Genomic DNA, 21,873 nt, shown 5'->3' on the forward strand with positions numbered 1-21,873 from the left:
TGCCAGGGCAATGGTTTTTCGAGGAAATTTCATGAGCCTTACCGAACTGACCGGTAACCCGCGACACGATCAGTTGCTTATGCTGATCAGCGAGCGCGGTTATATGAATATTGACGAGCTGGCCAGCCTGCTGGATGTTTCCACGCAGACCGTACGTCGCGATATTCGTAAATTAAGCGAGCAGGGATTGATTACGCGTCATCACGGTGGGGCGGGTAGAGCCTCCAGCGTGGTGAATACGGCATTCGAGCAGCGTGAAGTCTCCTGGACGGAAGAGAAAAAAGCCATCGCGGAAGCGGTGGCAGACTACATTCCTGACGGCTCGACGGTGTTCATTACTATTGGTACCACTGTGGAGCAGGTGGCGCGAGCGCTATTAAACCACAACCATTTACGCATTATTACCAATAGCCTGCGCGTGGCGCATATTCTTTATAATAATCCGCGTTTCGAAGTGATGGTTCCTGGGGGAACGCTTCGCCCACATAACAGTGGCATTATTGGTCCTTCAGCTACGGCATTCGTCGCAGATTTTCGTGCCGATTATCTGGTGACCAGCGTAGGGGCAATTGATAGCGATGGTGCGTTGCTGGAATTTGATGTTAATGAAGCCAGCGTCGTTAAAACGATGATGTCCCACTCCCGGCAAATCCTCCTTGCTGCTGATCATACGAAATACACGGCTTCCGCAGCGGTTGAGATTGGCAACGTTTCTCAGGTGACAGCGTTGTTTACCGATGAATATCCTGGTCCGGCATTACACAATCTGCTCCAGTCGCAGCAGGTTGAAATTGTGCAAGTGAGCCCTTCTCAGGATGATGCTCTATAGATGTTACCCAATCCTTTGCTGGCCAGGTAAGTCCAAAGCTTTCACGCTCTCATAGTCAAACTTCTCCTTTCCCGCTACAGTTATTCATCCACGGCGAGTAAGGAGAAGGGCATGCTCTATATCTTTGATTTGGGTAATGTGATTGTCGATATCGACTTCAATCGCGTGTTAGGTACATGGAGCGATCTGAGTCGTGTACCGCTGGCTTCGTTGAAGCAAAGTTTTACCATGGGAGATGCTTTTCACCAGCATGAACGGGGTGAAATAACGGATGAGGCCTTTGCCGAGGCTCTGTGCCATGACATGGCGCTTCCGTTGAGTTATGAGCAGTTCTCTCATGGCTGGCAGGCTGTTTTCGTCGCATTACGACCTGAAGTGATCGACATTATGCATAAACTGCGTGAGCAAGGGCATCGCGTGGTCGTGCTCTCGAATACCAACCGCTTGCACACGACGTTTTGGCCGGATGAGTATCCTGAAGTTCGTCAGGCCGCTGACCATATTTATCTTTCCCAGGAACTCGGCATGCGTAAACCGGAAGCGCGGATTTACCAGCATGTCCTGCAGTCTGAAGGTTTTTCCGCTGCGGATGCGGTCTTTTTTGATGACAACGCCGATAATATTGAAGGGGCTAACCGGCTAGGGATCACCAGTATCCAGGTCGTCGATAAAACGACCATTCCTGACTATTTCGCGAAGTTGTTATGCTAAAAAATGTACACCAAAAAGCCCGGCATCATACGCGTCCTGTATGGGCCTGGCTTAAGCTATTATGGCATCGCATTGATGAGGACAATATGACGACGCTGGCAGGAAATCTTGCCTACGTTTCATTGCTCTCATTAGTGCCGCTTATCGCCGTTGTTTTTGCTCTTTTCGCCGCATTTCCGATGTTTTCTGACGTCAGCATCCAGCTACGGCATTTTATTTTTGCTAATTTTATCCCGGCGACGGGTGACGTCATTCAGCGTTATATCGAACAGTTTGTCGCAAACTCAAACAAAATGACGGCGGTTGGCGCGTGTGGGCTGATTGTGACGGCGCTATTGCTGATGTATGCCATAGACAGCGCGTTGAATACCATCTGGCGTAGCAAGCGTACACGGCCTAAAGTGTATTCTTTTGCTGTCTACTGGATGATTTTAACGTTGGGTCCGCTGTTGGCAGGGGCCAGCCTGGCAATCAGCTCGTATCTGTTGTCACTTCGCTGGGCCAGCGATCTCAACTCAGTCATTGATGATGTACTGCGCATTTTTCCGTTGGTGCTCTCCTGGCTCTCATTCTGGCTGCTTTACAGCATCGTACCCACGACGCGCGTACCCAATCGCGATGCGGTGATCGGGGCATTTGTCGCCGCCGTTTTGTTCGAAGCCGGGAAAAAAGGATTTGCGCTCTACATCACTATGTTCCCGTCTTATCAGCTTATTTACGGTGTCCTGGCGGTGATCCCCATTTTATTTGTCTGGGTGTACTGGACGTGGTGTATCGTCTTGCTAGGCGCGGAAATAACTGTCACTCTCGGGGAATACCGCAAACTTAAACAAGCCGCAGAACAAGAAGAAGCAGAGCAACCATGATTGCATTAATTCAGCGCGTAACCCGTGCCAGCGTCACCGTGGAGGGCGAGGTGACGGGTGAAATCGGCCCAGGACTTTTGGTCTTATTAGGTGTCGAAAAGGATGATGATGAACAGAAAGCGAACCGCCTGTGTGAACGCGTGCTCGGATATCGAATTTTTAGTGATTCCGAAGGTAAGATGAATCTGAACGTGCAGCAGGCCGGTGGCAGTGTGCTGGTGGTATCACAGTTTACGCTGGCAGCAGATACCGAACGCGGTATGCGCCCCGGATTTTCAAAGGGTGCGGCACCCGATCGGGCAGAGGCGCTGTACGAGTACTTCGTTGAGCGCTGCCGTCAGCAGGAAATGAACACGCAGACCGGACGATTCGCTGCTGATATGCAGGTTTCACTGGTTAATGATGGCCCCGTGACGTTCTGGTTACAGGTATGAACCAGCTTCCGGCGTGGTCGCGGGTAACAAGAGAGAATACAACTATGTATCACCTTCGAGTACCGCAAACAGAAGAAGAACTGGAGCGTTACTACCAGTTCCGCTGGGAGATGCTGCGTAAACCGCTGCACCAGCCAAAAGGCTCAGAACGGGATGCCTGGGATGCCATGGCTCATCACCAGATGGTGGTGGATGAAGAGGGTAATCTAGTTGCTGTAGGCCGTCTGTACATCAATGCGGATAACGAAGCCTCTATACGCTTTATGGCGGTTGATCCGTCAGTACAGGAGAAGGGACTGGGAACGCTAATGGCGATGACCCTCGAGTCTGTGGCGCGTCAGGAAGGCGTTAAGCGCGTAACCTGCAGCGCCCGTGAAGACGCAGTCGAATTTTTCGCCAAGCTGGGATTTGTGAGTCAGGGAGAAATTACCACGCCGCAGACCACGCCAGTGCGCCACTTTTTGATGATTAAACCCATCGCTACGCTGGATGATATTCTCCATCGTGGTGACTGGTGTGGGCAGTTACAGCAAGCCTGGTACGAGCATATTCCGTTGAGTGAGAAGATGGGTGTGCGTATTCAGCAGTATACCGGGCAAAAATTTATTACGACGATGCCCGAGACCGGCAATCAGAATCCTCACCATACCTTGTTCGCGGGAAGCCTGTTTTCACTGGCGACATTAACCGGCTGGGGACTCATCTGGTTGATGTTACGCGAGCGCCATCTGGGCGGGACAATTATCCTCGCCGACGCACATATCCGATACAGCAGGCCTATCACCGGGAAACCCACTGCCATCGCTGATCTGGGCTCACTGAGTGGAGACCTCGACCGTCTGGCGAGAGGCCGCAAGGCGCGAGTTCAGATGCAGGTAGAGCTGTTTGGCGATGATACGGCGGGCGTGGTATTTGAAGGCACGTACATCGTGTTGCCTGCGAAACCCTTCGGACCGCTGGAAGAGGGCGGCAACGAGGAAGAGTAATCAGAAAGGGATTCCTTTTTATTCGATGAACGCGTCTGCCGGAAAATTACAGGGTGCTGCGAGCGCCTTGTGATGCTCGGCTTCGCTGCACCTTTGGCTTCACAAAGAAATAGTTTTTACTGCATCATTGAAGGTATCCCACCCTCCAGGCCACGTCACGTATAGCATTGCGTGCCGCATGGCTAATACCTGCAAGCTGAAAAAAACCGTGGATGACACCGAAATAACGCTGGCAGGTGCATTCCACATCTTGCTCCAGGAACCGTTGATACAAGGCTTCACCTTCATCGCGTAGTGGGTCAAATTCAGCAGTAATGATGTGTGTGGGTGGTAAACCGTTGAAATCATCCCGCCACAATGGGCTGGCCTCAGGGTGGAGAGGATCGGTATGCGACAAATACATCTCATAGCCAGACAGCAGCGTGTCGCGAGTAATGATGTAATCCTGCCCATTACGGGTATAACTCTCAAACCTGGCGGTTGCATCCAGCATTGGGTAAATCAGAATAAGCTTGGCGGGTTGCCAGATATTTTTGGCTTTCAGGCGTAGTGCGGTGACCAGCGCCAGATGCCCGCCCGCGCTATCGCCAGTAAGCGTGATGTTATTGCGGTCTACACCCAGTTTCTCGGCATACTTCCAGATGATATTAGACCCTCTTTCGGCATCATCATGTGCTGCCGGGAAAGGGTGTTCTGGCGCAAGGCGGTACTTCACCGCAATCACCCGGCAGCCGCTGTACCAGGCAAGTTGCCTCAGTTGGTTATCATGTGTCGTAAATCCACCGCTGATAAAGCAACCACCATGATAATAGATGACGCAGGGCAGTAAACCCGAGACGCCGGGCGGCGAAACGACGCGAAATGTCATGGCATCGAGTTCAATATCTTCAACCTGTACGTGGGTTTCTGTTTCCCCGGCGAGCACGGTACTGGCGATGTACCCTGCTCTCCGGTCATCAATACTCTGTGTGCGTGAAGAAGGGCGACCCGCTGCAATAAACTCTTCAACCAGCTGTGCAATTCCATTTTCCAGTGCCATTTTTTTGTCTTTAACCTGTGTGAATATACAGTGTTATAGCCTGGATATTAGCAAAAGAAAATGGAGAATTTTGTCTGGACAGTGATTCTGGAAAGCGGCTCGCAAAAGTAAATTAACCACTCGCAGAGCTCTTCTCTTTAGAATTTACCGGGTATAAATTGCTCGTGTTTTAATCTTGAGTGATATACTGGAGATATATATGAGCGTGATGGTTGGACTTGGTATGGGCCGAATTTTACTCGATTTATCAGATGAAGTGATTAAACGACTGGACGATCTCAAAGTGCAGCGCAATCTTCCCCGCGCGGAACTGTTGCGAGAGGCGGTTGAGCAATATCTGGAAAGACAGGAGCAGGCAGAAACCACGATTTCCAGCGCACTTGGCTTATGGCAGGGCTGTGAAGAAGACGGTGTGGAATACCAGCGCAAACTGCGTGAGGAGTGGTAATGGCTAATGGATCGGCACTTTTTGACACCAATATTTTAATCGACTTATTCAGCGGGCGGCGCGAAGCAAAACAAGCGTTAGATGCATGGCCGCCGCAGAATGCGATTAGCCTTATTACCTGGATGGAAGTGATGGTTGGTGCCAAAAAGTACAATCAGGAGCACCGCACGCGCGTTGCGATGAGCGCATTTAATGTTATCGGTGTATCGCAGGAAATTGCCGAGCGAAGTGTTGCTTTGCGCCAGGAGTATGGGATGAAACTTCCGGATGCCATTATTCTGGCGACAGCGCAGGTTCATCGCCTTGAACTGGTCACGCGTAACACCAGGGACTTTGCCGGAATACCGGGCGTGACGACGCCATACGAATGGTAACTTGGGCGACTTACGCCGCCCGGTACAACAGAGAATTTACTCTCCCTCTCCCGGAAACAGGAACGGGTTGATGGAACTGCGGGCAAAACCCTCTTGTTCCATGTGCGCGTCCAGCATCAGTGAGGCGAGGTCGTCGGCAACAGCTTCTACTTTAGGGTCTTTTTCCTGATATAAAATCTTCAGGTAAGTTCCGCAGTCGCCACAGCTTTCAGCTTTAATAGCTGACTGCTCGTTATCCAGTGACCAGTAGTTCAAATCACGGCTTTGCTCGCAGTTGCTGCACTTCACGCGCACGACGTGCCACTCGGTTTCACACAAGTTGCAGTGCAGATAGCGCAGCCCCTGAGTGGTACCAATTTGCACCATACTGGAAACTGGCATCGAACCGCACACTGGGCAGAACTGGCGTTGCTCACCGTATTCTGCACGCGCTTTTCCGGGGATCAGGCTTGCCATTTGTGCCCAGTAGAGTGACAGAGCGGCCCAGATGAACGGCGCTTTATCGCTGCTGACAGACGCAAAATCAGAAGCAAACAGCGCACTGGCCATCAGTTCCAGCTCTTGCTCTGAGGCTTTTTCCAGATTCTCGATCACTGCCAAAGCTGGACCGCTCATTTCCGGTTTCAGCTCAGCAATTAACGATTGCAGCAGCTTTTGCCAGTGCTTATCGCGTGGAAGGACGTGGATATCCAGCGGCGGCTTGCCCTGATCGTTTGCTTCTTTGATGCGTGCGGTCAGGTCTATCTGCAGCGGATGGTCGTACAGCACCACTTCCTGTGCATGGGCGATCAGCGCGGCAAAGCGCAGGTAATCACCCAGCGGGTTGTTTTCAGCCAGCTCGCGCAGACGTTCAGCACGGCGGTTATACAAATTTTTGAGCCTGGGGAATAATAACGGCGGAATCATATCCGCCGTGCGTTTATCGCTCTTCTCCAGCTCATCTTGCGGGATTATGCGAATACTCATTCAGATGACTTTTCCTGTTTCTGGCGGACTTCACGGTACCAGCGTGGGTGATGTTTCTTCGCCCATGAACTGGTGACCCATCCTTCCACCATCGCGGTAATGGTGCCTTTCACCCAAAGGGCGGCGTAAATGTGCACCATGATAACCACAATTAACGCTACTGCGGCAAATGAATGCAGCATTAACGCGAATCGGATCACCGGGATTGAGAAAGCAGGCGCAAAATATGGACGCCAGATGACCACTCCACTCACCAGCAACAGGACCAGGAAGATAATCGCCGCCCAGAATACGCATTTCTGGCCGAAGTTATAACGTCCCGTGTCACCTACTTCCTCGTTGACGACGATCTTACGAATATTCTTCGCCCAAAAGATATCATCCCGATTGATTAGATTGTGGTGCCAGTAACGGAAAAACATGATGATAAACGAGGCAAACATGATCACACCGACAAACGGGTGCAGAATTCGCGCCAGTTGTGGAGTGCCCATAATTTGCATCAGCCAGTTAAAAGACGGGAAGAGAAAGCCCATCCCGCTCACTGCCGCCAGGATGAAACAGAAGGCGGTGATCCAGTGGTTGATGCGTTCCGGCGCCGTGTAGCGCACGATGGTGTCACGTCGTTTCATTTGCGCACCTCGTCTTTTTCTTCATGCAGATTGTCTTCTTCCTCTTCCGCACGGTTCGGACCGACACCGACGTAATGGAAGATACTGGCCGCAAATGTCGCTGCAAAGCCGACGGCTGCGAGGGGTTTCCAGATGCCTTTCCAGAACTTCACGGTGGCGCTGATTTCCGGGTTCTCCGGCAGGCCGTGATACAGATTCGGCTTGTCGGCGTGGTGCAATACATACATTACGTGCGTACCGCCAACACCCGCTGGATCGTACAGACCCGCATTGTCGTAACCACGAGTTTTCAGCTCCGCCACGCGCTCGCCTGCCAGCGTTTTCATCGACTCTTTGGTACCGAAATGAATCGCGCCGGTTGGGCAGGTTTTCACGCAGGCCGGTTCTTGCCCGACCACGACACGGTCAACGCACAGCGTACATTTATAGACGCGGTTATCGTCCGGGTTGAGTCGTGGCACGTCGAACGGGCAGCCCGCGATGCAGTAACCGCAGCCAATACACTGCTCGGACTGGAAGTCGACGATACCGTTGGCATACTGAATGATTGCGCCTTCAGCCGGACATGCCTTCAGGCAGCCCGGATCGGCGCAGTGCATACAGCCATCCTTACGGATAAGCCATTCGAGTTTGTCGTCTTGTTCCACTTCCGAGAAACGCATCACCGTCCAGGATTTGGCGGTTAAATCAGCCGGGTTGTCATATACCCCAACGTTGTTACCCACTTCATCACGGATATCGTTCCATTCCGAACACGCCACCTGACATGCTTTACAGCCGATGCAGGTGGTGACGTCGATAAGCTTTGCCACCTCTTCCTGATGGTCCCGCGCCTGAGGCGCGGGCGTGAAACCGTTAGTGGCGGAACGACGAATGATGTCTTGCGATTGATAAGCCATAGGTCGTCTCCGTTACACCTTTTCCACGTTCACGAGGAAGGACTTAAATTCCGGTGTCTGCGTGTTCGCATCACCGACGAATGGCGTTAACGTATTAGCGATAAAGCCTTTTTTCGCCACGCCTTCGTAGCCCCAGTGAATAGGAATACCGATAGTGTCGATATCCTGACCGTTTGCCTTCAGCGTGCGAATGCGTTTTGTCACCACTGCTTTGGCTTTAATGTAGCCGCGGTTAGAGGAGACTTTGACAGTATCGCCGTGGGATATACCGAGCTTATTCGCCAGCTTCTCACCAATTTCTACAAACTGTTCTGGCTGGGCGATGGCGTTCAGCAGCGCATGTTTGGTCCAGTAGTGGAAGTGCTCGGTCAGGCGATACGTTGTCCCGACGTACGGGAACTTATCTGCTTTCCCCAGTGCTTCTTCGTCGCCTTTAAAGATACGGGCGGCAGGGTTAGAGATAACGTTCGGGTGCAGCGGGTTAGTCCCCAGTGGGGTTTCAAACGGCTCGTAGTGTTCCGGGAATGGGCCTTCTGCCATTTTATCGATAGCAAACAGACGTCCCATACCTTCGGGCTGCATGATAAACGGTCCGACATTGCTGCCAGGTGCGGCGGCGCTGTAGTCCGGAATATCCATCCCGCTCCATTTCGCCCCATCCCATTTCAGGATCTGGCGCTTCGGATCCCACGGGTTACCCTGTGGGTCAGCGGAGGCACGGTTATACAGAATGCGCCGGTTGAGCGGCCATGCCCATGCCCAGCCCAGCGTATTGCCAAGGCCCGACGGGTCGGCGTTATCGCGACGCGCCATCTGGTTGCCTTCCGGCGTCCAGCTTCCGGCGAAAATCCAGCAACCGCTGGAGGTCGTACCGTCATCGCGCAACTGGGCAAACGAGCTAAGCTGTTGGCCTTTCTTGACGATAACCGCGCCGGTAGCCGGATCGGTGATGTCGGCCAACGCTTTACCGTTACTCTCCATCGCCACTTCTTCCGAAGCCGGTTCATGTGGTGTGGAGTAGTTCCAGGTCATACTCAGCACCTGTTCCGGGTTTGCGCCGCCCTGTTCGGCGTACATTTTACGCAGACGCAGGAAGATACCGGCGAGGATTTCACCGTCAGTGGCGGCAATCCCTGGGGCATCCGCACCTTTCCAGTGCCATTGCAGCCAGCGACCAGAGTTAACGATAGAACCGTTTTCTTCCGCGAAGCAGGTGGACGGCAGGCGGAAAACTTCAGTCTGGATTTTCGAGGGATCAACATCGTTCGACTCACCGTGGTTTTGCCAGAAGGTGGACGTTTCGGTGTTGAGCGGATCGATAGTTACCAGGAACTTCAGTTTTGACAGTGAAGCCACTACCTTGTTTTTGTTAGGGAATGAGGCAACCGGGTTGAAGCCCTGGCAGATGTAGCCATTCACTTTGCCCTGGTTCATCATCTCGAAGTACTGCAGAACGTCATACCCTTTGTCCCACTTCGGCAGCCAATCGAAGCCCCAGCTATTTTCCGCTGTCGCTTTATCGCCAAAGAAGGCCTTCATCATCGAAACGAAGAATTTCGGGTAGTTGCCCCAGTAGTTTACCTGACCTTCCAGCAACGGTTTTGGTGTGTTAGCAGCAAGGTAGGTTTGCAGGTCGGTTTGTTTTTCGCTTGGCAGCGTCATATAGCCTGGCAGGCTTTGTGACAGCAAACCTAAGTCAGTCAGCCCCTGAATGTTGGAGTGACCACGCAGGGCGTTAACACCGCCGCCAGCCATACCCATATTGCCAAGCAGCAACTGGATCATCGCCATGGTACGAATGTTCTGCGCACCAACGGAGTGTTGTGTCCAGCCCAGCGCGTACAGGAACGAGGCGGTTTTATCTTTCACGCTGGTTTCAGCGATATATTCGCAGACTTTCAGGAAGTCGGCTTTCGGCGTACCGCAGATGTTTTCTACGACGTCCGGCGTGTAGCGGGAAACGTGTGTTTTCAGCAGGTTCCAGACACAGCGCGGATGTTGCAGGGTGACATCGCGTTTGGCGAAGCCTTTTTCATCCAGCTCGTAGTTCCAACTGGTTTTATCATACTTGCGTTTATCCGCGTCATAGCCGGTGAACAGGCCATCTTCGAAGCCATAATCTTCACGCACGATCAGGCTGGCGTTGGTATAGGCCTCGGTGTATTCGCGGTTAAATTTTTCGTTATTCAGCAGGTACAGCAAAACGCCTGACAGGAATGCAATGTCAGTACCAGAACGAATTGGGGCATAAAAATCAGCCACCGCAGCAGTTCGCGTAAAGCGCGGATCAATCACAATCAGCTTCGCGCCGTTGTGAATTTTGGCTTCCATCGCCCAGCGGAATCCGACCGGGTGAGCTTCAGCGGCGTTACCGCCCATCACCACGATAAGGTTGGCATTTTTGATGTCGACCCAGTGGTTGGTCATCGCACCGCGACCAAATGTTGGAGCAAGACTTGCTACCGTTGGTCCGTGTCAGACACGCGCCTGGTTGTCGACCGCGAGCATACCGAGCGCGCGAGAGAATTTTTGCGTTAAGTAGCCGGTTTCATTACTGGAAGCGGAAGCACACAGCATCCCGGTTGAAAGCCAGCGGTTAACGGTAACGCCTTCGGCGTTCTGCGCAACGTAGTTTGCGTCGCGGTCTTCTTTCATCAGTTTAGCGATGCGGTCAAATGCCTCATCCCAACTGATTTGTTGCCATTTATCGGAGCCAGGCGCGCGGTATTCCGGGAATTTGAGGCGGCTTTCGGAATGGATAAAATCCACCAGACCGGCCCCTTTAGGGCAAAGCGCACCACGGTTGACCGGATGGTCCGGATCACCCTCGATATGGAAGATGGATGCTTTGGCGTTTTTTGCTCCGTCACCGAGACTGTACATTAACAGTCCACAGCCAACGGAACAGTAAGTGCAGGTGTTACGGGTTTCGCGGGTGCGCAGCAATTTATATTGCCGTGTTTCCGCTAGCGCTACGCCGGGTGCAAAGCCCAGTGCCGCTGCCGTGGTGCCTGCCATACCGCCAGCGCAGATCTTAAAGAACTGCCTTCTGCTGACCTGCATGGTTCGCTCCTTGTTTCGACATTGTCACGTTCCCTTCGTTTTTTGTAACGCGAACGCGAGGGAAGTGGTTGTTATTTTTCTTTGCGGACGGGACCGCAAAGGTCCAGAATTGGGTGAATTTCCCTCCGTCCAGGAGGGGTTTGTAAAGAATACCACAATGTTGGTATGTGTGTTCCAATATGGTTAAAAGAAAGTGAATAAGATTATTCAAGAAAACAACCAAAATGTGACGACTGTTACGGGATCACGTCAGTTGACCCTCTGGAAACGTGAGGATTTGCAACATCCTCAGCCGGATGAGGTGGCTGAAGAAGTGCCTGTTGCGCTGGTTTACAACGGGATTTCACACGTGGTGATGATGGCATCACCGAAAGATCTTGAGCATTTCGCGCTGGGCTTTTCGCTTTCTGAAGGCATTATTGAGAGCCCACAGGATATCTTCGGGATGGAAGTGGTTCCTTCCTGTAACGGACTTGAGGTGCAGGTTGAACTCTCCAGCCGCCGTTTTATGGGGTTGAAGGAGCGTCGTCGCGCACTGGCAGGTCGCACTGGCTGCGGCGTTTGCGGCGTGGAACAACTCAATGACATTGGTAAGCCGGTCCAGCCTCTGCCGTTTACGCAGACATTTGATCTGGCGGACCTCGATCGCGCATTAACGCATCTGAATGATTTCCAGCCCGTAGGTCAACGTACTGGCTGCACGCATGCGGCGGCCTGGGTACAGCCGTCGGGGATTCTGGCGGGCGGGCATGAAGATGTTGGCCGCCATGTTGCACTGGATAAATTACTGGGGCGGCGCGCAATCGAAGGGGAAAGTTGGCAGCAGGGGGCGGTATTAGTTTCCAGTCGTGCCAGCTATGAGATGGTGCAGAAGTCAGCGATGTGTGGTGTTGAGATCCTGTTCGCTGTTTCTGCGGCTACGACGCTCGCCGTTGAAGTTGCCGAACGTTGTAACCTGACGCTGGTGGGTTTTTGCAAACCGGGTAGGGCGACAATTTATACGCACCCACAGCGTCTTATTGCTGAATGATATAAATTCAAAAAAATTGAACAAGACTGGCAAATCCTTCCGCTTTTAGTTGTGTGATGTGAGGGCTATTATTTATCACATCAAGGCACGGTGCCTTATTCAAACAACTAAGTTAAAGGGTTTATATCATGAAAAGCATCAAAACTTTTGTCGCAGTTATCGCTCTCGCTACTTCATTCGGTTCTTTCGCTGCTCAATCAGTTACTGCAACCGGTTCTACACTGGACAGCGCTGAAGCAAAAATCGCTGCACAAGCTGAACGTGCAGGTGCCAGCGATTATAAAATTACTCAGGCATACACCGGTAACCGCGTGCATATGACCGCTGAACTGCTGAAATAATATTGCAGACCATTGTTGAAAGAGCGCCTCAGGGCGCTTTTTTCATTTCTGTGGTTACTCTTTTAGTAGCGAGATAAATGCTTCATAGCCAGTTAATTCGATAATGTCTTCGGCTGGATGGCGGTACAGCACGCTGGCCAGATAACTGAAGATTTTTAATTCATGCCGTGCGTCGGCGGCGGCACATGCGATAAGGACATGGCTGACCGGTTCGTTGTTAACCTGCACCGAATGGGTAAGAGTAATAAAAAAACCGCGAAAGCGGCGTTCCTGCTCACTCCAGCAATGGGGGATCGCCAGCCGGTTGACAATCAGATTTTCACCTTCGCTCTCACGAGCGCAGATATGCCGCGCTTCATCATCAGTCATATGTTCTTGCGTCACGAGCTGTGCGCAAATTTTCACAATAATGCTCCGCCAGCTTTCGTCCGGTGTATTCGGATAATGAAAGCTACCCGCCGCTGAAAAAAAACGCTCCGGCTGCTGGCGAATAAAGGCCGTGGCAAGAAAGTTTTTGATCTGCTCTGTTCCTGCCGAGGTAATGATGCTTTTAATGGTGATGACATTTTTTACTGAATCATCAAGTAAATAATGGCTGTTATTGATGATCAGTAACGGTTTTACTTCCTGGAAAATTGCATTCAGTTCGCCAGGCGTACGCGCAATGATTACCCGGCAATTTAATACATCCCGTTCAATGGCTTGCTGGTTAATCGTGGCAATCGCATTTTGGTCAGATAACAACATAATGGGCTGACGCTCATTTTGATGCCGTTCCAGTGCGCAGGCAAAATACAGCCCGGTCAGATCACTATCAAAAAGTGGAGTATTTAACTGCTCACGCAACAGGGCAATAAAACGCAAACTCATATCGAAGGCGGCTGGCCAGACTGCTTTTAGATTGTTCATGCTGCTCTGGCGATGTTCAGGTATCCAGACAGGTGCTGCAACACATCTCAGTAAGTGTCCGGTGATGTTATCAACCAACTGGCTATCGATAATGTTGAGTGAGGTGGTGCCCGGTAACTTTTGTAGCACTGAAATTATAGCACCGGGGGTTATCGCCGCGGCTTGCTGTTGCTGCATTTCCAGCAACCCACTCAGCGTTCTGAATGCGTTATCTCCCAGGTAGATCCCACTCTGTTCCACGGTATTTTTCAGCGACGTATGCCGACATTCGGGCCAGCAGGCGGTGAGCTGATTGCGCAAGGCATAGACCGCCAGTACCAGGCTGGCGAGGTATTCACCTGATATCAGGGGGAGTTCATCGAGGCCTTCACATGCAACGTTGAGCCGTTCAATATTGTCATGTGTGAGGCCTGGTAGCGGGATCAGGAACATGTCTTTTTTGAACAAGTTCGCCAGCAGAATAATACGTTTTTCTTCCGGCTCATCAATGAAGTGCCCCACGCCCGGGCGGCTGGAAATGCTAAATGTGCGCTCATAGCGTTGCTTCAGGCGCGGTAATCTGTCGGCCACCCAGGTCTCGGGTAAGTTTAACGCAGACGCCAGCTGCAGGCGGGTCGTGAAGGTGTTCAGTAATAGAAACGCCAGCAACCGGTCATCATTATCATGTCGTTGCAGAAGCTGGAAGTAGCTACGTCTGTCAACAATATCCAACTGATATCCCGCGCTGCCACCTGGCTGGATACGCGCTTTGCCGCTCAGAGTGAAATTAAGGTAATCAATATCACGCAGGATGGTTCTGCCCGAAACGCCAGTTTGTCGTGCCAGCTCGCTAAGCGGGCTGGCCTGCTGTTCCAGAATGTCCACGATCTTTAACTGGCGGTCGTTCAACATATACATTTCCTCTTTCAGGCTGCTTCTGCGTTGGCCGTATTCATTCACCCCGGTTACGTACTACCTGTACGCTCCTGTGGATTCATTCATTTGCCGCTTTGATGTAACCCGAACGAGTTCGTGTATCGATATCCTGGCGAAAGTGGGTAAACTCTTCGACCTTCTCTGCAGTCAGTGAACACAACAGTTCTCGCACCAGCGTAAACAGGGCGTCATAGTCTGTTGCAGAAATCATGCCGCTGTTGGCGTGCAGATAGCGGGTGGGCAGGCACAATGCCGCGACGGGGCGACCGCCGCCCATCACGTTGTAGCGACCGCCGTCCGTTGCGCCGGTTTTCATGGTGCAAAATTGCAACGGGGCACCACTGCTTTCCGCGCTCTCTTTTAACGCGGCGACCAACTTCTGGTTAGGAAAATAGCGTTTATCAAACAGCATCAGGCCTGGCCCATCACCCAGTTTCAGCGGGTATTTGATGCTGTCGATTCCCGGCACGTCGCCCGCGACGGCGGTATCGAGCACGATCACCACGTCAGGTTTAATGTGCTCGGCTGAGGTTTGCGCTCCGCGCAGCCCAACTTCTTCCTCCACGCTGCCGACGCCGTACAGGGTAATTTCAGGGTTATCCACCGTCTGCAACAGCTCCGCCATCAGAGCGCAACCGACGCGATTATCCAGCGCTTTACCCACTATTTTATCTTCACCCCAACGAGCGAAATTCGCCTCCGGGCTGATGAAATCACCGACGGCGATGCCCTGTTTTTCCACCTGCTCACGACTTTTCGCACCAATATCAATGAACATTTCGTCAAAGTTCAGTGGTTGTTGTTTCTGCTTTTCCGTTAAAGCATGGGGCGCTACGGAGCCAATGAGGCCAGGAATTTTACATCCTTCGCGGGTGCGAATGGTTACCCGATGGTTGAGCATCGACTGGTTCCACCAGCCACCAATAGTGGTAAAACGCAGAAAACCGCTAGCGTCGATATGCGTCACCATAAAACCGACTTCATCCATATGGCCGACGATTGCAACTTTCGGTCCCCGATGTCCTTTGCGGGCGACAAAACTACCCAGACCGTCAAAGGTAATTTCATCCACGCAGGACTCTAGCGAATTGATGAGGATGGTGCGCACTTCCTGCTCATCGCCGCTGACGGCACTGGCCTCGCATAACTGCTGAAGTAATTCATTGTTCATGTGCAAGCTCCTGCTGCGCGGCCTTAGCTTTCCGTTTGAGCCACAGTCCTTTAAGGATGATGATTAACGCAATGTTCAGTGCCAGACCGATTGCCAGCACCAGATAAAACGACCCAACCGGCGACATCAGGCCGATCAGCGGATCAAAGATACCTAATCCCGGCGCCAGCCGTTTGATTCCGAAGGCGATTACCAGCATGCCAGTAATACCGCCAGAGAGCGTATTGGCAGTGATCATCGGTAACGGTGCGGCCAGCGCGTAAGGGATTGCGGGTTCAGTCGCAACCGTTGCGCCTACCACAATCGCACTACTGGCGGCGGCCTTCTCCTGTTGAGTAAACAGTTTAGGCGCCAGATATGTAGCGATACCCGCTGCGACGGGGGGCATCAGTGCCACTACACCGACGATGGCGTACCAGTCGTAGATCTGTTTTTCCAGGAGTGAGAAGCAGAAGAACCATGCAGTTTTGTTGATTGGTCCGCCCATGTCGAATGCCAGCATCGCTCCGACAAGAAAGGCTGCACCCATTTTCATTGATGGGGGAATAGTGTTCAGGAAGTGCAGTAATCCGCTCATGATGTCGGACATCACCGGGCCAATGACATACCAGGTCAATACCCCAAACACCAGCAGAGTCACGAATGGGATCAACATTGAGCCGAGCAGCGGCTGGAGCGCTTTGCCGAGGCGTACTTTGCGAAACCACAGCACGAAATAGCCGACCGCCAGTCCCAGCACCACCGCGCCGAGAAAACCCGCACCAGACTGGGTGCCCAGCAATCCTTTATCGTTCGCCAGATAGCAAACCAGAAATGCCGGAGCGAAAGCGGGTTTATCAGCAATCGACCATGCGATGTATGCGCCCATAATCGGGATCATAAAGGTGAAGCCGAGATAGCCGATAGACTCGACTACCCAGGTAAACGACGGCGCACCTTTCGACATATCGGTATACGGTAAACCGAGCTGCACCAGCATATTGGCGAGCGCAACCAGAATACCGCCGCCAATAACAAACGGCAGCGCGGCGGAAACTCCCGCCATCAGATGACTCATCACACTGCCTTGCTGAACATCCTGTTTACCTAATTTCATGCCGCTATCTGTTGTAAACAGCTGCGAATGTGAAGGAAGTTGCGTGAATATCTGATCGATATTTTTCAGCGCCTGGGAAATAGCGATCTCATACACTTTCTTCCCGGAGAACCGAACCCGATCTTCGGCGCTTAATCCGCGTCCCGTTGCCAGAATCACGTAGTCCGCAGCGGCTATTTCTTCGCTGGTCAGGCGGTTTTCGACGCCGCTTGAGCCTTGAGTTTCGACTTTAATCGTATGGCCAAGTGACTGCGCTTTCTGTTCCAGCGCTTCTGCCACCATGTAGGTGTGGGCGATTCCCGCAGGACAGTTGGTGATCGCCACTAAACGTAAGGATGACTCCATAGCCGCTTCCTTATGAAGTTAAGGTCTGATTTAGCAAGGCAAGAACCTGTTCAGCGTTGCCCTGTTTCAGTTGGTTGATAAAATCCTGATGGATAATTTTTCGGCACAGGGTGCCGATGATTTGGACCTGAGAGTCTTCGCCGGTTTGCGGTACACCGAGGCATATCCAGCAGTTGACGTCCTCACTGTCGCTGGCTTTCCAGTCCACGCTTTCGGATTTACGCGCAAACAGAACGAAGGGCTGCTTCACGCAGGTGCTTTTGCCGTGGGGAACAGCGATACCCGATCCAAATCCGGTGGAATGCAATTTTTCTCGTAGCAGCAGCGTTTGCAGGAACAGGGGGCGATCGGTGATATAGCCGTTCTTAAATGCCATATTTGCGAACTGCTTTAGAATGGAATAAACGCTATTGCCCTGAATATTCAGATCAAGACAGTTTGCGGTGAGGGCTGCCATGGTAAGACTCCATTAAAACCTGTTTGATTTGATTTTAACGGTGGGACGGTGAAGAGATGAGCGGCAATATGTCGGGGAAATGTGACAATACACCGCTGAGTCGGGTACTGTTTTTGCGGGGTGCTACACATAATCATATGGAAAATTAACCTGATGAATTTGTCGTCATCAGGTTAAAGGGGGAATCAATTTATTCCTGCCATTCTCAACAGTGCTGTCACGACCGCCGCGGCAATAATCACCACAATTAGTGGCATCTTACGCCAGGCGAGAAATACGGCGAAGCCAACACCCAGCAGGCGCGCCATACCGGCAAAATGTTCGCCTTCATAAAAGGTGGTTGCCAGTGCGACGGAGAACAGTAATACCGTTGCAGCATCTGAAAGCAGCGCCTGGGAACGCTCGGAGAACGCCAGGCGGCTACCCAGTTTTGCTCCCCCTAAACGCATTAGATACGTTCCCAGAGACAGGATAGCGATACCGACGATAAACAGCGTCATGTTACCCATTATTTTTTCCTCGTCAGTAGGCCAAACAGTGAGAGCAACACCGGCAGTCCCACCGGGGCAAAAGGTACGGCGACGAGCGACAGCGCAGCACCGCTACAGGCGCGGACCAGTGTGGTACGGTTTTTAAATGCCGGAACAACTAAGGCCAGCAGAATGGCGGGAAATACGGCGTCCAGACCGATGGTTTCTGGTGCTGGCAATAGCTTGCCAACCATCGCCCCAAGCAGCGTGCCCAATGGCCAGATAATGGCGACGCCCAAACCGCACAGCCAGTAGGCCGCTTTACGCTGCTCCGGTGTTTTTTGCGACAGGCCAAACACCACGCTTTCATCGTTCATGATATGGCAGCCGAGGAAACTGGCGGCACGTGTTCCAACCAGGTCGCGCACCGTAACGCCAAACGGGACGTGACGGGCGTTAACCAGCAGCCCGGCTGCCGCTGCGGCCAGCGGGTTACCCCCGCTGGCGACAATGCCGATAAACATAAATTCGGATGCGCCAGCCAGCACAGTAATGGAGAGTACAAACGGTACCCAAAGTGGAAATCCGTAAGCCATTGCCAGTGAGCCGTAAGACATCCCCACCACACCGACCGCCAGACACACTAAAAGTATCGCTTTTATCGTGTCGCCTTTAAGACTGGAAAAATAATGTTTCATACTGTTTTGGCTATATCGAACGAATTTCCATTATAATGAACGTAACAGATTTGCTTTACAAGTCGAACGATTCGTTCGATATAAAAAACATGGAGTCATGTATGACCCAACCCATCAGTATGATTGCGAAAAGCCTGGTGCGCGAACGTCAGCGTACCGGTCTGTCACTGGCAGAGATTGCTCGACGCGCGGGGATTGCAAAATCCACGCTTTCGCAACTGGAAGCGGGCAATGGAAATCCTAGCCTGGAAACGCTGTGGTCGCTGTGTGTGGCGCTGGATATTCCCTTCGCACGGCTGCTGGAGCCTTTGGAGCAAAAAACCCAGGTGATACGTCGCGGCGAAGGGACAAAAGTGGTAGCTGAGCAGGCTCATTATCAGGCGATTTTACTGGCAGCCTGTCCACCGGGTGCAAGAAGGGATATCTATTTGCTGCTGACACAACCGGGAGCAGATCGTATTTCTCACCCGCATCCGCCGGGATCGGTCGAGCACATTATTGTGACGCAGGGCAAGGCGCTGGTGGGACTGACCGAAGCCCCCGAGGAGTTGGCAGAAGGGGACTACATTTGTTACCCCGCTGATCAGGAACATATCTTTAAAGCGCTGGAGCCTGACACGCAGGCAATTCTGGTGGCAGAGCAGAACTGATCTCAAAATGACGTTGTGCCGGATGATGGTGCTTGCACCCTTATCCGGCCTGTGGACTGTATTCGCCGTAGGCCGGTCAAGCGCAAGCACCATCCGATGTACACATCACTCCAGGTAAAACACTTCTTTTAGCTCTGCACTTACCGGGCTGTTGTCCGGATTGGCAGGCATTACGTCACGCATATGCTTCCACCAGCGCTGACAAACGTCGGTACTGGCTACCGCATTCCAGCGCTCTTCGGACTCAATCTCAACGGTGGCGAACAGTAAATTGCGTTCCTGGTCGAGATAAATGGCATAGTGATGTGCGCCGTGGGCTTTCAGTACGGCTTCCAGTTCCGGCCAGATGGGATTATGACGACGCTGATACTCTTCATGTGCATCAGTATTCACCTGCATCACAAAGGCTTTGCGGATCATAACGCCTCCAGATACAGCTCGCGGACTTCGTCGCGGCTGGCGGTGCGCGGATTACATGGTGCACACGGATCGGCCAGTGCTTTGTCCAGCCAGCCTTCGATATCCTCTTTGGTGACGCCAAGCGAACTAAACCCAGCAGGAATACCGACACGTTTGCTTAACGCGCGGATAGCGTTGATGGCTTCCATGCTTGCGGTCTCATCGCTCATCCCTCGGGTATCGACACCCATTGCCTGCGCTACGCGAGCAAAGCGAGCCACGGCGTTCGGGCGGTTAAAGTTTTCGATAACGGGCAGCAGGATGGCGTTGCAAACGCCGTGCGGCAGGTTATGCGTTGCGCCCGGCTGATGTGCCAGCGCATGCACCAGCCCGAGGCCGGCGCTGTTGAACGCCATGCCCGCCAGGTACTGGCCAAACGCCATTTGTTCACGCGCTTCGAGGTTATGACCATCGTCAACCGCTTTTGGCAGCCACAGGTTGATCAGGCGAATGGCTTCCAGCGCGTTGGCGTCGGTCAGTGGATGCGCGCCGATGGAAACATAGGCTTCAATCGCATGAGTCAGGGCGTCCATACCGGTGGCCGCGGTGACAGAGGCCGGAATTTCCAGCATGACGCTGGCGTCATCCACGGCGATATCAGGAATAATGTTCGGATCGATAATGACCTCTTTGACCTTGCGCGCGGAATCGATGATCACCGCATTACTGGTCATTTCTGCCGCTGTGCCTGCGGTGGTGTTAATTGCGACCAGCGGTACGCCCGCATTTTTCACTTTGCCCACCCCGGAATACGCGGTAGACGGACCAGGGTTTGCGGTCAGAATTTTCACCGCTTTGGCGGTATCGATTGGGCTGCCGCCGCCGAAAGCGATAATGTAATCACACTGTGCGTCCTGATACGCCGCAAAGCCTTTCTGCACCAGTTCTTCTGTTGGGTTAGGGAACACCTCGTCGAATAAGTGATACGACATTTTATGCGTATCAAGCGCGGCAAACAGGCTATCCAGCAGGCCCAGCTTGACCAGTTGACCATCGGTAACGATCAGCGCTTTACCCCATTGCTTGTTAGCGACCAGATTAACCATGTCGCCAATTGCCCCTGCGCCGTGAAGACTGATTTTAGGAAGTGCCAACATAAAGCTCATGAATATTCTCCTTAAAAGTAATGTCCTGTAGGCCGGATAAAGCGAACTGCCATCCGGCATTGTGTTATTACCTGATGACGACGCTGGCGCGCCTTATCAGGCCTACGGTGGGAGGTATCAGTACAGCTCTAATGCGCTGGCAAGCGGGGTGACGCCGAAACGTTTGCCGAGAGCAATCAGCTCTTCACGCGTGATGGTTTGCTTCATACCGCCCATCGAATAAATTTTGACTAAAACTTCAGCAGATTTCTCTGCGGTATCTATCAAACCGAACGCTTCGTCGAGTGTAGGGCCGCTGCCGAACACGCCGTGGAACGGCCACAGTACCAGTGAGTGCTTTTGCATTTCCTGCGCGGTGGCCTGCCCGATTTCATCGGTGCCAGGCACCATCCACGGCAGAATGCCGACGCCATCCGGGAACACTACCAGGCACTCGGTGCTGCCTTCCCACAGTTTGCGGGTGATCAGCGCGGTGGTGTTTTCCAGCACGTAGGTCAGGGCAATCAGGTTGGTCGCGTGGCAGTGCATGATCACCCGGTCTTTACCGTGGGTGGCTTTAATGCGCTCACAGTGGGAAAGAAAGTGAGCTGGCAGTTCGGAAGTTGGAACGGCTTCGTGGGTCAGCCCCCAAAGAATGTGATAGCCCGCACCGTCGCTGTCGATTTTCACTACGCCCAAATTTGCTGCCGGATCGAGCTGGACGTTGCGGAAGAATTTGCCGGAGCCGGTGACGATAAAAGGCGTGTTCGCCAGCAGCGGCATCGGTTGACTCAGCGCGATATAACGTGGTTCTTTGTGGAAATCGGCGGTAAAGGGCGCAATATCCGCTTCATCCAGGCGCAGCGTCAGGTTGCCTCCGTTGCGCTCATCCCAGCCTTTCAGCCAGGCATCAGAAGTGGCTTTGATCATTCCCTGAACGAACCAGGATGTGGTTATGTTCTGCATGTTTGGTGTTCCTGTCTGTTTTGTTGCCCAATGG

The 21,873-nt window shown here is 52.6% G+C and carries 24 protein-coding genes; 10 read left to right on the forward strand and 14 right to left on the reverse strand.

Annotation, left to right across the window (positions count from 1 at the left end; all coding sequences use genetic code 11):
- Window positions 1–31 precede the first annotated feature (31 nt).
- From LG384_RS00585 to fabY, 5 genes are all read left to right on the forward strand, one after another.
- Window positions 32–829, forward strand: a complete 798-nt coding sequence (locus LG384_RS00585; RefSeq protein WP_225760330.1) for a DeoR/GlpR family DNA-binding transcription regulator — start codon at window positions 32–34, stop codon at window positions 827–829.
- 111 nt (window positions 830–940) lie between these two features.
- Window positions 941–1,540, forward strand: coding sequence for a glucose-1-phosphatase (yihX, locus tag LG384_RS00590; protein WP_048223344.1), 600 nt, complete (start codon window positions 941–943; stop codon window positions 1,538–1,540).
- Window positions 1,534–2,406, forward strand: a complete 873-nt coding sequence (locus LG384_RS00595) for a virulence factor BrkB family protein (protein WP_045449224.1) — start codon at window positions 1,534–1,536, stop codon at window positions 2,404–2,406. The genes yihX and LG384_RS00595 overlap by 7 nt, the downstream gene beginning before the upstream one ends.
- The gene (dtd, locus tag LG384_RS00600; protein ID WP_045449226.1) at window positions 2,403–2,840 is read left to right on the forward strand and encodes a D-aminoacyl-tRNA deacylase; all 438 of its coding nucleotides are present in this window, start codon (window positions 2,403–2,405) and stop codon (window positions 2,838–2,840) included. Before LG384_RS00595 ends, dtd begins: the two co-directional genes overlap by 4 nt.
- Window positions 2,841–2,884: 44 nt before the next feature.
- Complete coding sequence (gene fabY / locus LG384_RS00605; RefSeq protein WP_045449228.1) at window positions 2,885–3,826, forward strand: fatty acid biosynthesis protein FabY; 942 nt, start codon at window positions 2,885–2,887, stop codon at window positions 3,824–3,826.
- A 124-nt stretch (window positions 3,827–3,950) separates the two neighbouring features.
- Here fabY and LG384_RS00610 read toward each other — a convergent pair whose 3' ends face one another.
- Window positions 3,951–4,865, reverse strand: coding sequence for an alpha/beta hydrolase (locus LG384_RS00610; protein WP_225760331.1), 915 nt, complete (start codon window positions 4,863–4,865; stop codon window positions 3,951–3,953).
- A gap of 199 nt (window positions 4,866–5,064) precedes the next feature.
- On the opposite strand from LG384_RS00610, the gene LG384_RS00615 reads away from it, so the two are divergent.
- Both LG384_RS00615 and LG384_RS00620 read left to right on the forward strand, forming a co-directional pair.
- Complete coding sequence (locus LG384_RS00615) at window positions 5,065–5,313, forward strand: CopG family transcriptional regulator (protein ID WP_048223351.1); 249 nt, start codon at window positions 5,065–5,067, stop codon at window positions 5,311–5,313.
- Window positions 5,313–5,687 (forward strand): type II toxin-antitoxin system VapC family toxin, encoded by a 375-nt coding sequence (locus LG384_RS00620; RefSeq protein ID WP_045449233.1) that lies wholly within the window; start codon window positions 5,313–5,315, stop codon window positions 5,685–5,687. Before LG384_RS00615 ends, LG384_RS00620 begins: the two co-directional genes overlap by 1 nt.
- Before the next feature lie 36 nt (window positions 5,688–5,723).
- Here the strand turns inward: LG384_RS00620 and fdhE are convergent, their stop codons facing one another.
- The 4 genes from fdhE to fdnG are packed head-to-tail and all read right to left on the reverse strand — an operon-like array spanning window position 5,724 to window position 11,247.
- Window positions 5,724–6,653, reverse strand: a complete 930-nt coding sequence (gene fdhE, locus LG384_RS00625) for a formate dehydrogenase accessory protein FdhE (RefSeq protein WP_045449235.1) — start codon at window positions 6,651–6,653, stop codon at window positions 5,724–5,726.
- Entirely contained in the window at window positions 6,650–7,285 is a 636-nt protein-coding gene (gene fdoI, locus LG384_RS00630; protein ID WP_045449236.1) for a formate dehydrogenase cytochrome b556 subunit, read from the reverse strand. Before fdoI ends, fdhE begins: the two co-directional genes overlap by 4 nt.
- Window positions 7,282–8,184 carry a formate dehydrogenase O subunit beta gene (gene fdoH, locus LG384_RS00635; protein WP_045449238.1) on the reverse strand — a complete coding sequence of 301 codons (903 nt, stop codon included), beginning with the start codon at window positions 8,182–8,184 and terminating at the stop codon, window positions 7,282–7,284. The genes fdoI and fdoH overlap by 4 nt, the downstream gene beginning before the upstream one ends.
- A 12-nt stretch (window positions 8,185–8,196) precedes the next feature.
- Window positions 8,197–11,247 (reverse strand): formate dehydrogenase-N subunit alpha, encoded by a 3,051-nt coding sequence (gene fdnG, locus LG384_RS00640; RefSeq protein WP_144243092.1) that lies wholly within the window; start codon window positions 11,245–11,247, stop codon window positions 8,197–8,199.
- A 193-nt stretch (window positions 11,248–11,440) separates the two neighbouring features.
- On the opposite strand from fdnG, the gene fdhD reads away from it, so the two are divergent.
- Together fdhD and LG384_RS00650 are read left to right on the forward strand one after the other, a co-directional pair.
- Window positions 11,441–12,277 (forward strand): formate dehydrogenase accessory sulfurtransferase FdhD, encoded by an 837-nt coding sequence (fdhD, locus tag LG384_RS00645; protein ID WP_045449242.1) that lies wholly within the window; start codon window positions 11,441–11,443, stop codon window positions 12,275–12,277.
- 128 nt (window positions 12,278–12,405) lie between these two features.
- Window positions 12,406–12,618, forward strand: coding sequence for a YdgH/BhsA/McbA-like domain containing protein (locus LG384_RS00650; protein ID WP_045449244.1), 213 nt, complete (start codon window positions 12,406–12,408; stop codon window positions 12,616–12,618).
- A gap of 54 nt (window positions 12,619–12,672) precedes the next feature.
- On the opposite strand, the gene LG384_RS00655 is transcribed toward LG384_RS00650, so the two are convergent.
- From LG384_RS00655 to LG384_RS00680, 6 genes are all read right to left on the reverse strand, one after another.
- Complete coding sequence (locus LG384_RS00655) at window positions 12,673–14,418, reverse strand: putative frv operon regulatory protein (protein ID WP_045449245.1); 1,746 nt, start codon at window positions 14,416–14,418, stop codon at window positions 12,673–12,675.
- An 82-nt stretch (window positions 14,419–14,500) separates the two neighbouring features.
- Window positions 14,501–15,613: an aminopeptidase gene (locus LG384_RS00660; RefSeq protein WP_200012960.1), complete on the reverse strand. Its 1,113-nt coding sequence runs from the start codon at window positions 15,611–15,613 to the stop codon at window positions 14,501–14,503.
- Complete coding sequence (locus LG384_RS00665) at window positions 15,603–17,054, reverse strand: PTS fructose-like transporter subunit IIBC (protein WP_045449249.1); 1,452 nt, start codon at window positions 17,052–17,054, stop codon at window positions 15,603–15,605. The genes LG384_RS00660 and LG384_RS00665 overlap by 11 nt, the downstream gene beginning before the upstream one ends.
- A 10-nt stretch (window positions 17,055–17,064) precedes the next feature.
- A complete protein-coding gene (locus LG384_RS00670; protein WP_045449250.1) occupies window positions 17,065–17,511 on the reverse strand; it encodes a PTS fructose transporter subunit IIA in 447 nt (148 codons plus the stop codon).
- 185 nt (window positions 17,512–17,696) lie between these two features.
- Window positions 17,697–18,020: an AzlD domain-containing protein gene (locus tag LG384_RS00675; RefSeq protein WP_045449252.1), complete on the reverse strand. Its 324-nt coding sequence runs from the start codon at window positions 18,018–18,020 to the stop codon at window positions 17,697–17,699.
- Complete coding sequence (locus tag LG384_RS00680; protein WP_200042387.1) at window positions 18,020–18,679, reverse strand: AzlC family ABC transporter permease; 660 nt, start codon at window positions 18,677–18,679, stop codon at window positions 18,020–18,022. The genes LG384_RS00675 and LG384_RS00680 overlap by 1 nt, the downstream gene beginning before the upstream one ends.
- Before the next feature lie 101 nt (window positions 18,680–18,780).
- Here LG384_RS00680 and LG384_RS00685 point away from each other — a divergent pair, with 101 nt between their 5' ends.
- A complete protein-coding gene (locus LG384_RS00685) occupies window positions 18,781–19,329 on the forward strand; it encodes a helix-turn-helix domain-containing protein (RefSeq protein WP_045449256.1) in 549 nt (182 codons plus the stop codon).
- A 105-nt stretch (window positions 19,330–19,434) separates the two neighbouring features.
- On the opposite strand, the gene rhaM is transcribed toward LG384_RS00685, so the two are convergent.
- From rhaM to rhaD, 3 genes are all read right to left on the reverse strand, one after another.
- On the reverse strand, window positions 19,435–19,749 hold the full coding sequence (rhaM, locus tag LG384_RS00690; RefSeq protein ID WP_225760332.1) for an L-rhamnose mutarotase: 315 nt from the start codon (window positions 19,747–19,749) through the stop codon (window positions 19,435–19,437).
- Window positions 19,746–20,894: a lactaldehyde reductase gene (fucO, locus tag LG384_RS00695; RefSeq protein ID WP_045449259.1), complete on the reverse strand. Its 1,149-nt coding sequence runs from the start codon at window positions 20,892–20,894 to the stop codon at window positions 19,746–19,748. Before fucO ends, rhaM begins: the two co-directional genes overlap by 4 nt.
- 117 nt (window positions 20,895–21,011) lie before the next feature.
- Window positions 21,012–21,839: a rhamnulose-1-phosphate aldolase gene (rhaD, locus tag LG384_RS00700; protein ID WP_045449266.1), complete on the reverse strand. Its 828-nt coding sequence runs from the start codon at window positions 21,837–21,839 to the stop codon at window positions 21,012–21,014.
- Window positions 21,840–21,873 lie beyond the last annotated feature (34 nt).

This window comes from Citrobacter sp. Marseille-Q3906, from assembly GCF_916618775.1.
Lineage (GTDB): Bacteria > Pseudomonadota > Gammaproteobacteria > Enterobacterales > Enterobacteriaceae > Citrobacter > Citrobacter murliniae.

What these genes read in the sequence shown, in the direction of transcription:
- LG384_RS00620 (WP_045449233.1), top strand. Translation starts at nt 5,313, where the DNA reads ATGGCTAATGGATCGGCACTTTTTGACACCAATATTTTAATCGACTTA.
- LG384_RS00610 (WP_225760331.1), bottom strand. Translation starts at nt 4,865, where the DNA reads ATGGCACTGGAAAATGGAATTGCACAGCTGGTTGAAGAGTTTATTGCA.
- LG384_RS00595 (WP_045449224.1), top strand. Translation starts at nt 1,534, where the DNA reads ATGCTAAAAAATGTACACCAAAAAGCCCGGCATCATACGCGTCCTGTA.
- LG384_RS00675 (WP_045449252.1), bottom strand. Translation starts at nt 18,020, where the DNA reads ATGGGTAACATGACGCTGTTTATCGTCGGTATCGCTATCCTGTCTCTG.
- fucO (WP_045449259.1), bottom strand. Translation starts at nt 20,894, where the DNA reads ATGAGCTTTATGTTGGCACTTCCTAAAATCAGTCTTCACGGCGCAGGG.
- LG384_RS00665 (WP_045449249.1), bottom strand. Translation starts at nt 17,054, where the DNA reads ATGGAGTCATCCTTACGTTTAGTGGCGATCACCAACTGTCCTGCGGGA.
- rhaM (WP_225760332.1), bottom strand. Translation starts at nt 19,749, where the DNA reads ATGATCCGCAAAGCCTTTGTGATGCAGGTGAATACTGATGCACATGAA.
- rhaD (WP_045449266.1), bottom strand. Translation starts at nt 21,839, where the DNA reads ATGCAGAACATAACCACATCCTGGTTCGTTCAGGGAATGATCAAAGCC.
- LG384_RS00585 (WP_225760330.1), top strand. Translation starts at nt 32, where the DNA reads ATGAGCCTTACCGAACTGACCGGTAACCCGCGACACGATCAGTTGCTT.
- fdoH (WP_045449238.1), bottom strand. Translation starts at nt 8,184, where the DNA reads ATGGCTTATCAATCGCAAGACATCATTCGTCGTTCCGCCACTAACGGT.
- LG384_RS00670 (WP_045449250.1), bottom strand. Translation starts at nt 17,511, where the DNA reads ATGGCAGCCCTCACCGCAAACTGTCTTGATCTGAATATTCAGGGCAAT.
- dtd (WP_045449226.1), top strand. Translation starts at nt 2,403, where the DNA reads ATGATTGCATTAATTCAGCGCGTAACCCGTGCCAGCGTCACCGTGGAG.
- fdoI (WP_045449236.1), bottom strand. Translation starts at nt 7,285, where the DNA reads ATGAAACGACGTGACACCATCGTGCGCTACACGGCGCCGGAACGCATC.
- LG384_RS00650 (WP_045449244.1), top strand. Translation starts at nt 12,406, where the DNA reads ATGAAAAGCATCAAAACTTTTGTCGCAGTTATCGCTCTCGCTACTTCA.
- LG384_RS00680 (WP_200042387.1), bottom strand. Translation starts at nt 18,679, where the DNA reads ATGAAACATTATTTTTCCAGTCTTAAAGGCGACACGATAAAAGCGATA.
- LG384_RS00615 (WP_048223351.1), top strand. Translation starts at nt 5,065, where the DNA reads ATGAGCGTGATGGTTGGACTTGGTATGGGCCGAATTTTACTCGATTTA.
- yihX (WP_048223344.1), top strand. Translation starts at nt 941, where the DNA reads ATGCTCTATATCTTTGATTTGGGTAATGTGATTGTCGATATCGACTTC.
- LG384_RS00655 (WP_045449245.1), bottom strand. Translation starts at nt 14,418, where the DNA reads ATGTTGAACGACCGCCAGTTAAAGATCGTGGACATTCTGGAACAGCAG.
- LG384_RS00685 (WP_045449256.1), top strand. Translation starts at nt 18,781, where the DNA reads ATGACCCAACCCATCAGTATGATTGCGAAAAGCCTGGTGCGCGAACGT.
- LG384_RS00660 (WP_200012960.1), bottom strand. Translation starts at nt 15,613, where the DNA reads ATGAACAATGAATTACTTCAGCAGTTATGCGAGGCCAGTGCCGTCAGC.
- fabY (WP_045449228.1), top strand. Translation starts at nt 2,885, where the DNA reads ATGTATCACCTTCGAGTACCGCAAACAGAAGAAGAACTGGAGCGTTAC.
- fdhE (WP_045449235.1), bottom strand. Translation starts at nt 6,653, where the DNA reads ATGAGTATTCGCATAATCCCGCAAGATGAGCTGGAGAAGAGCGATAAA.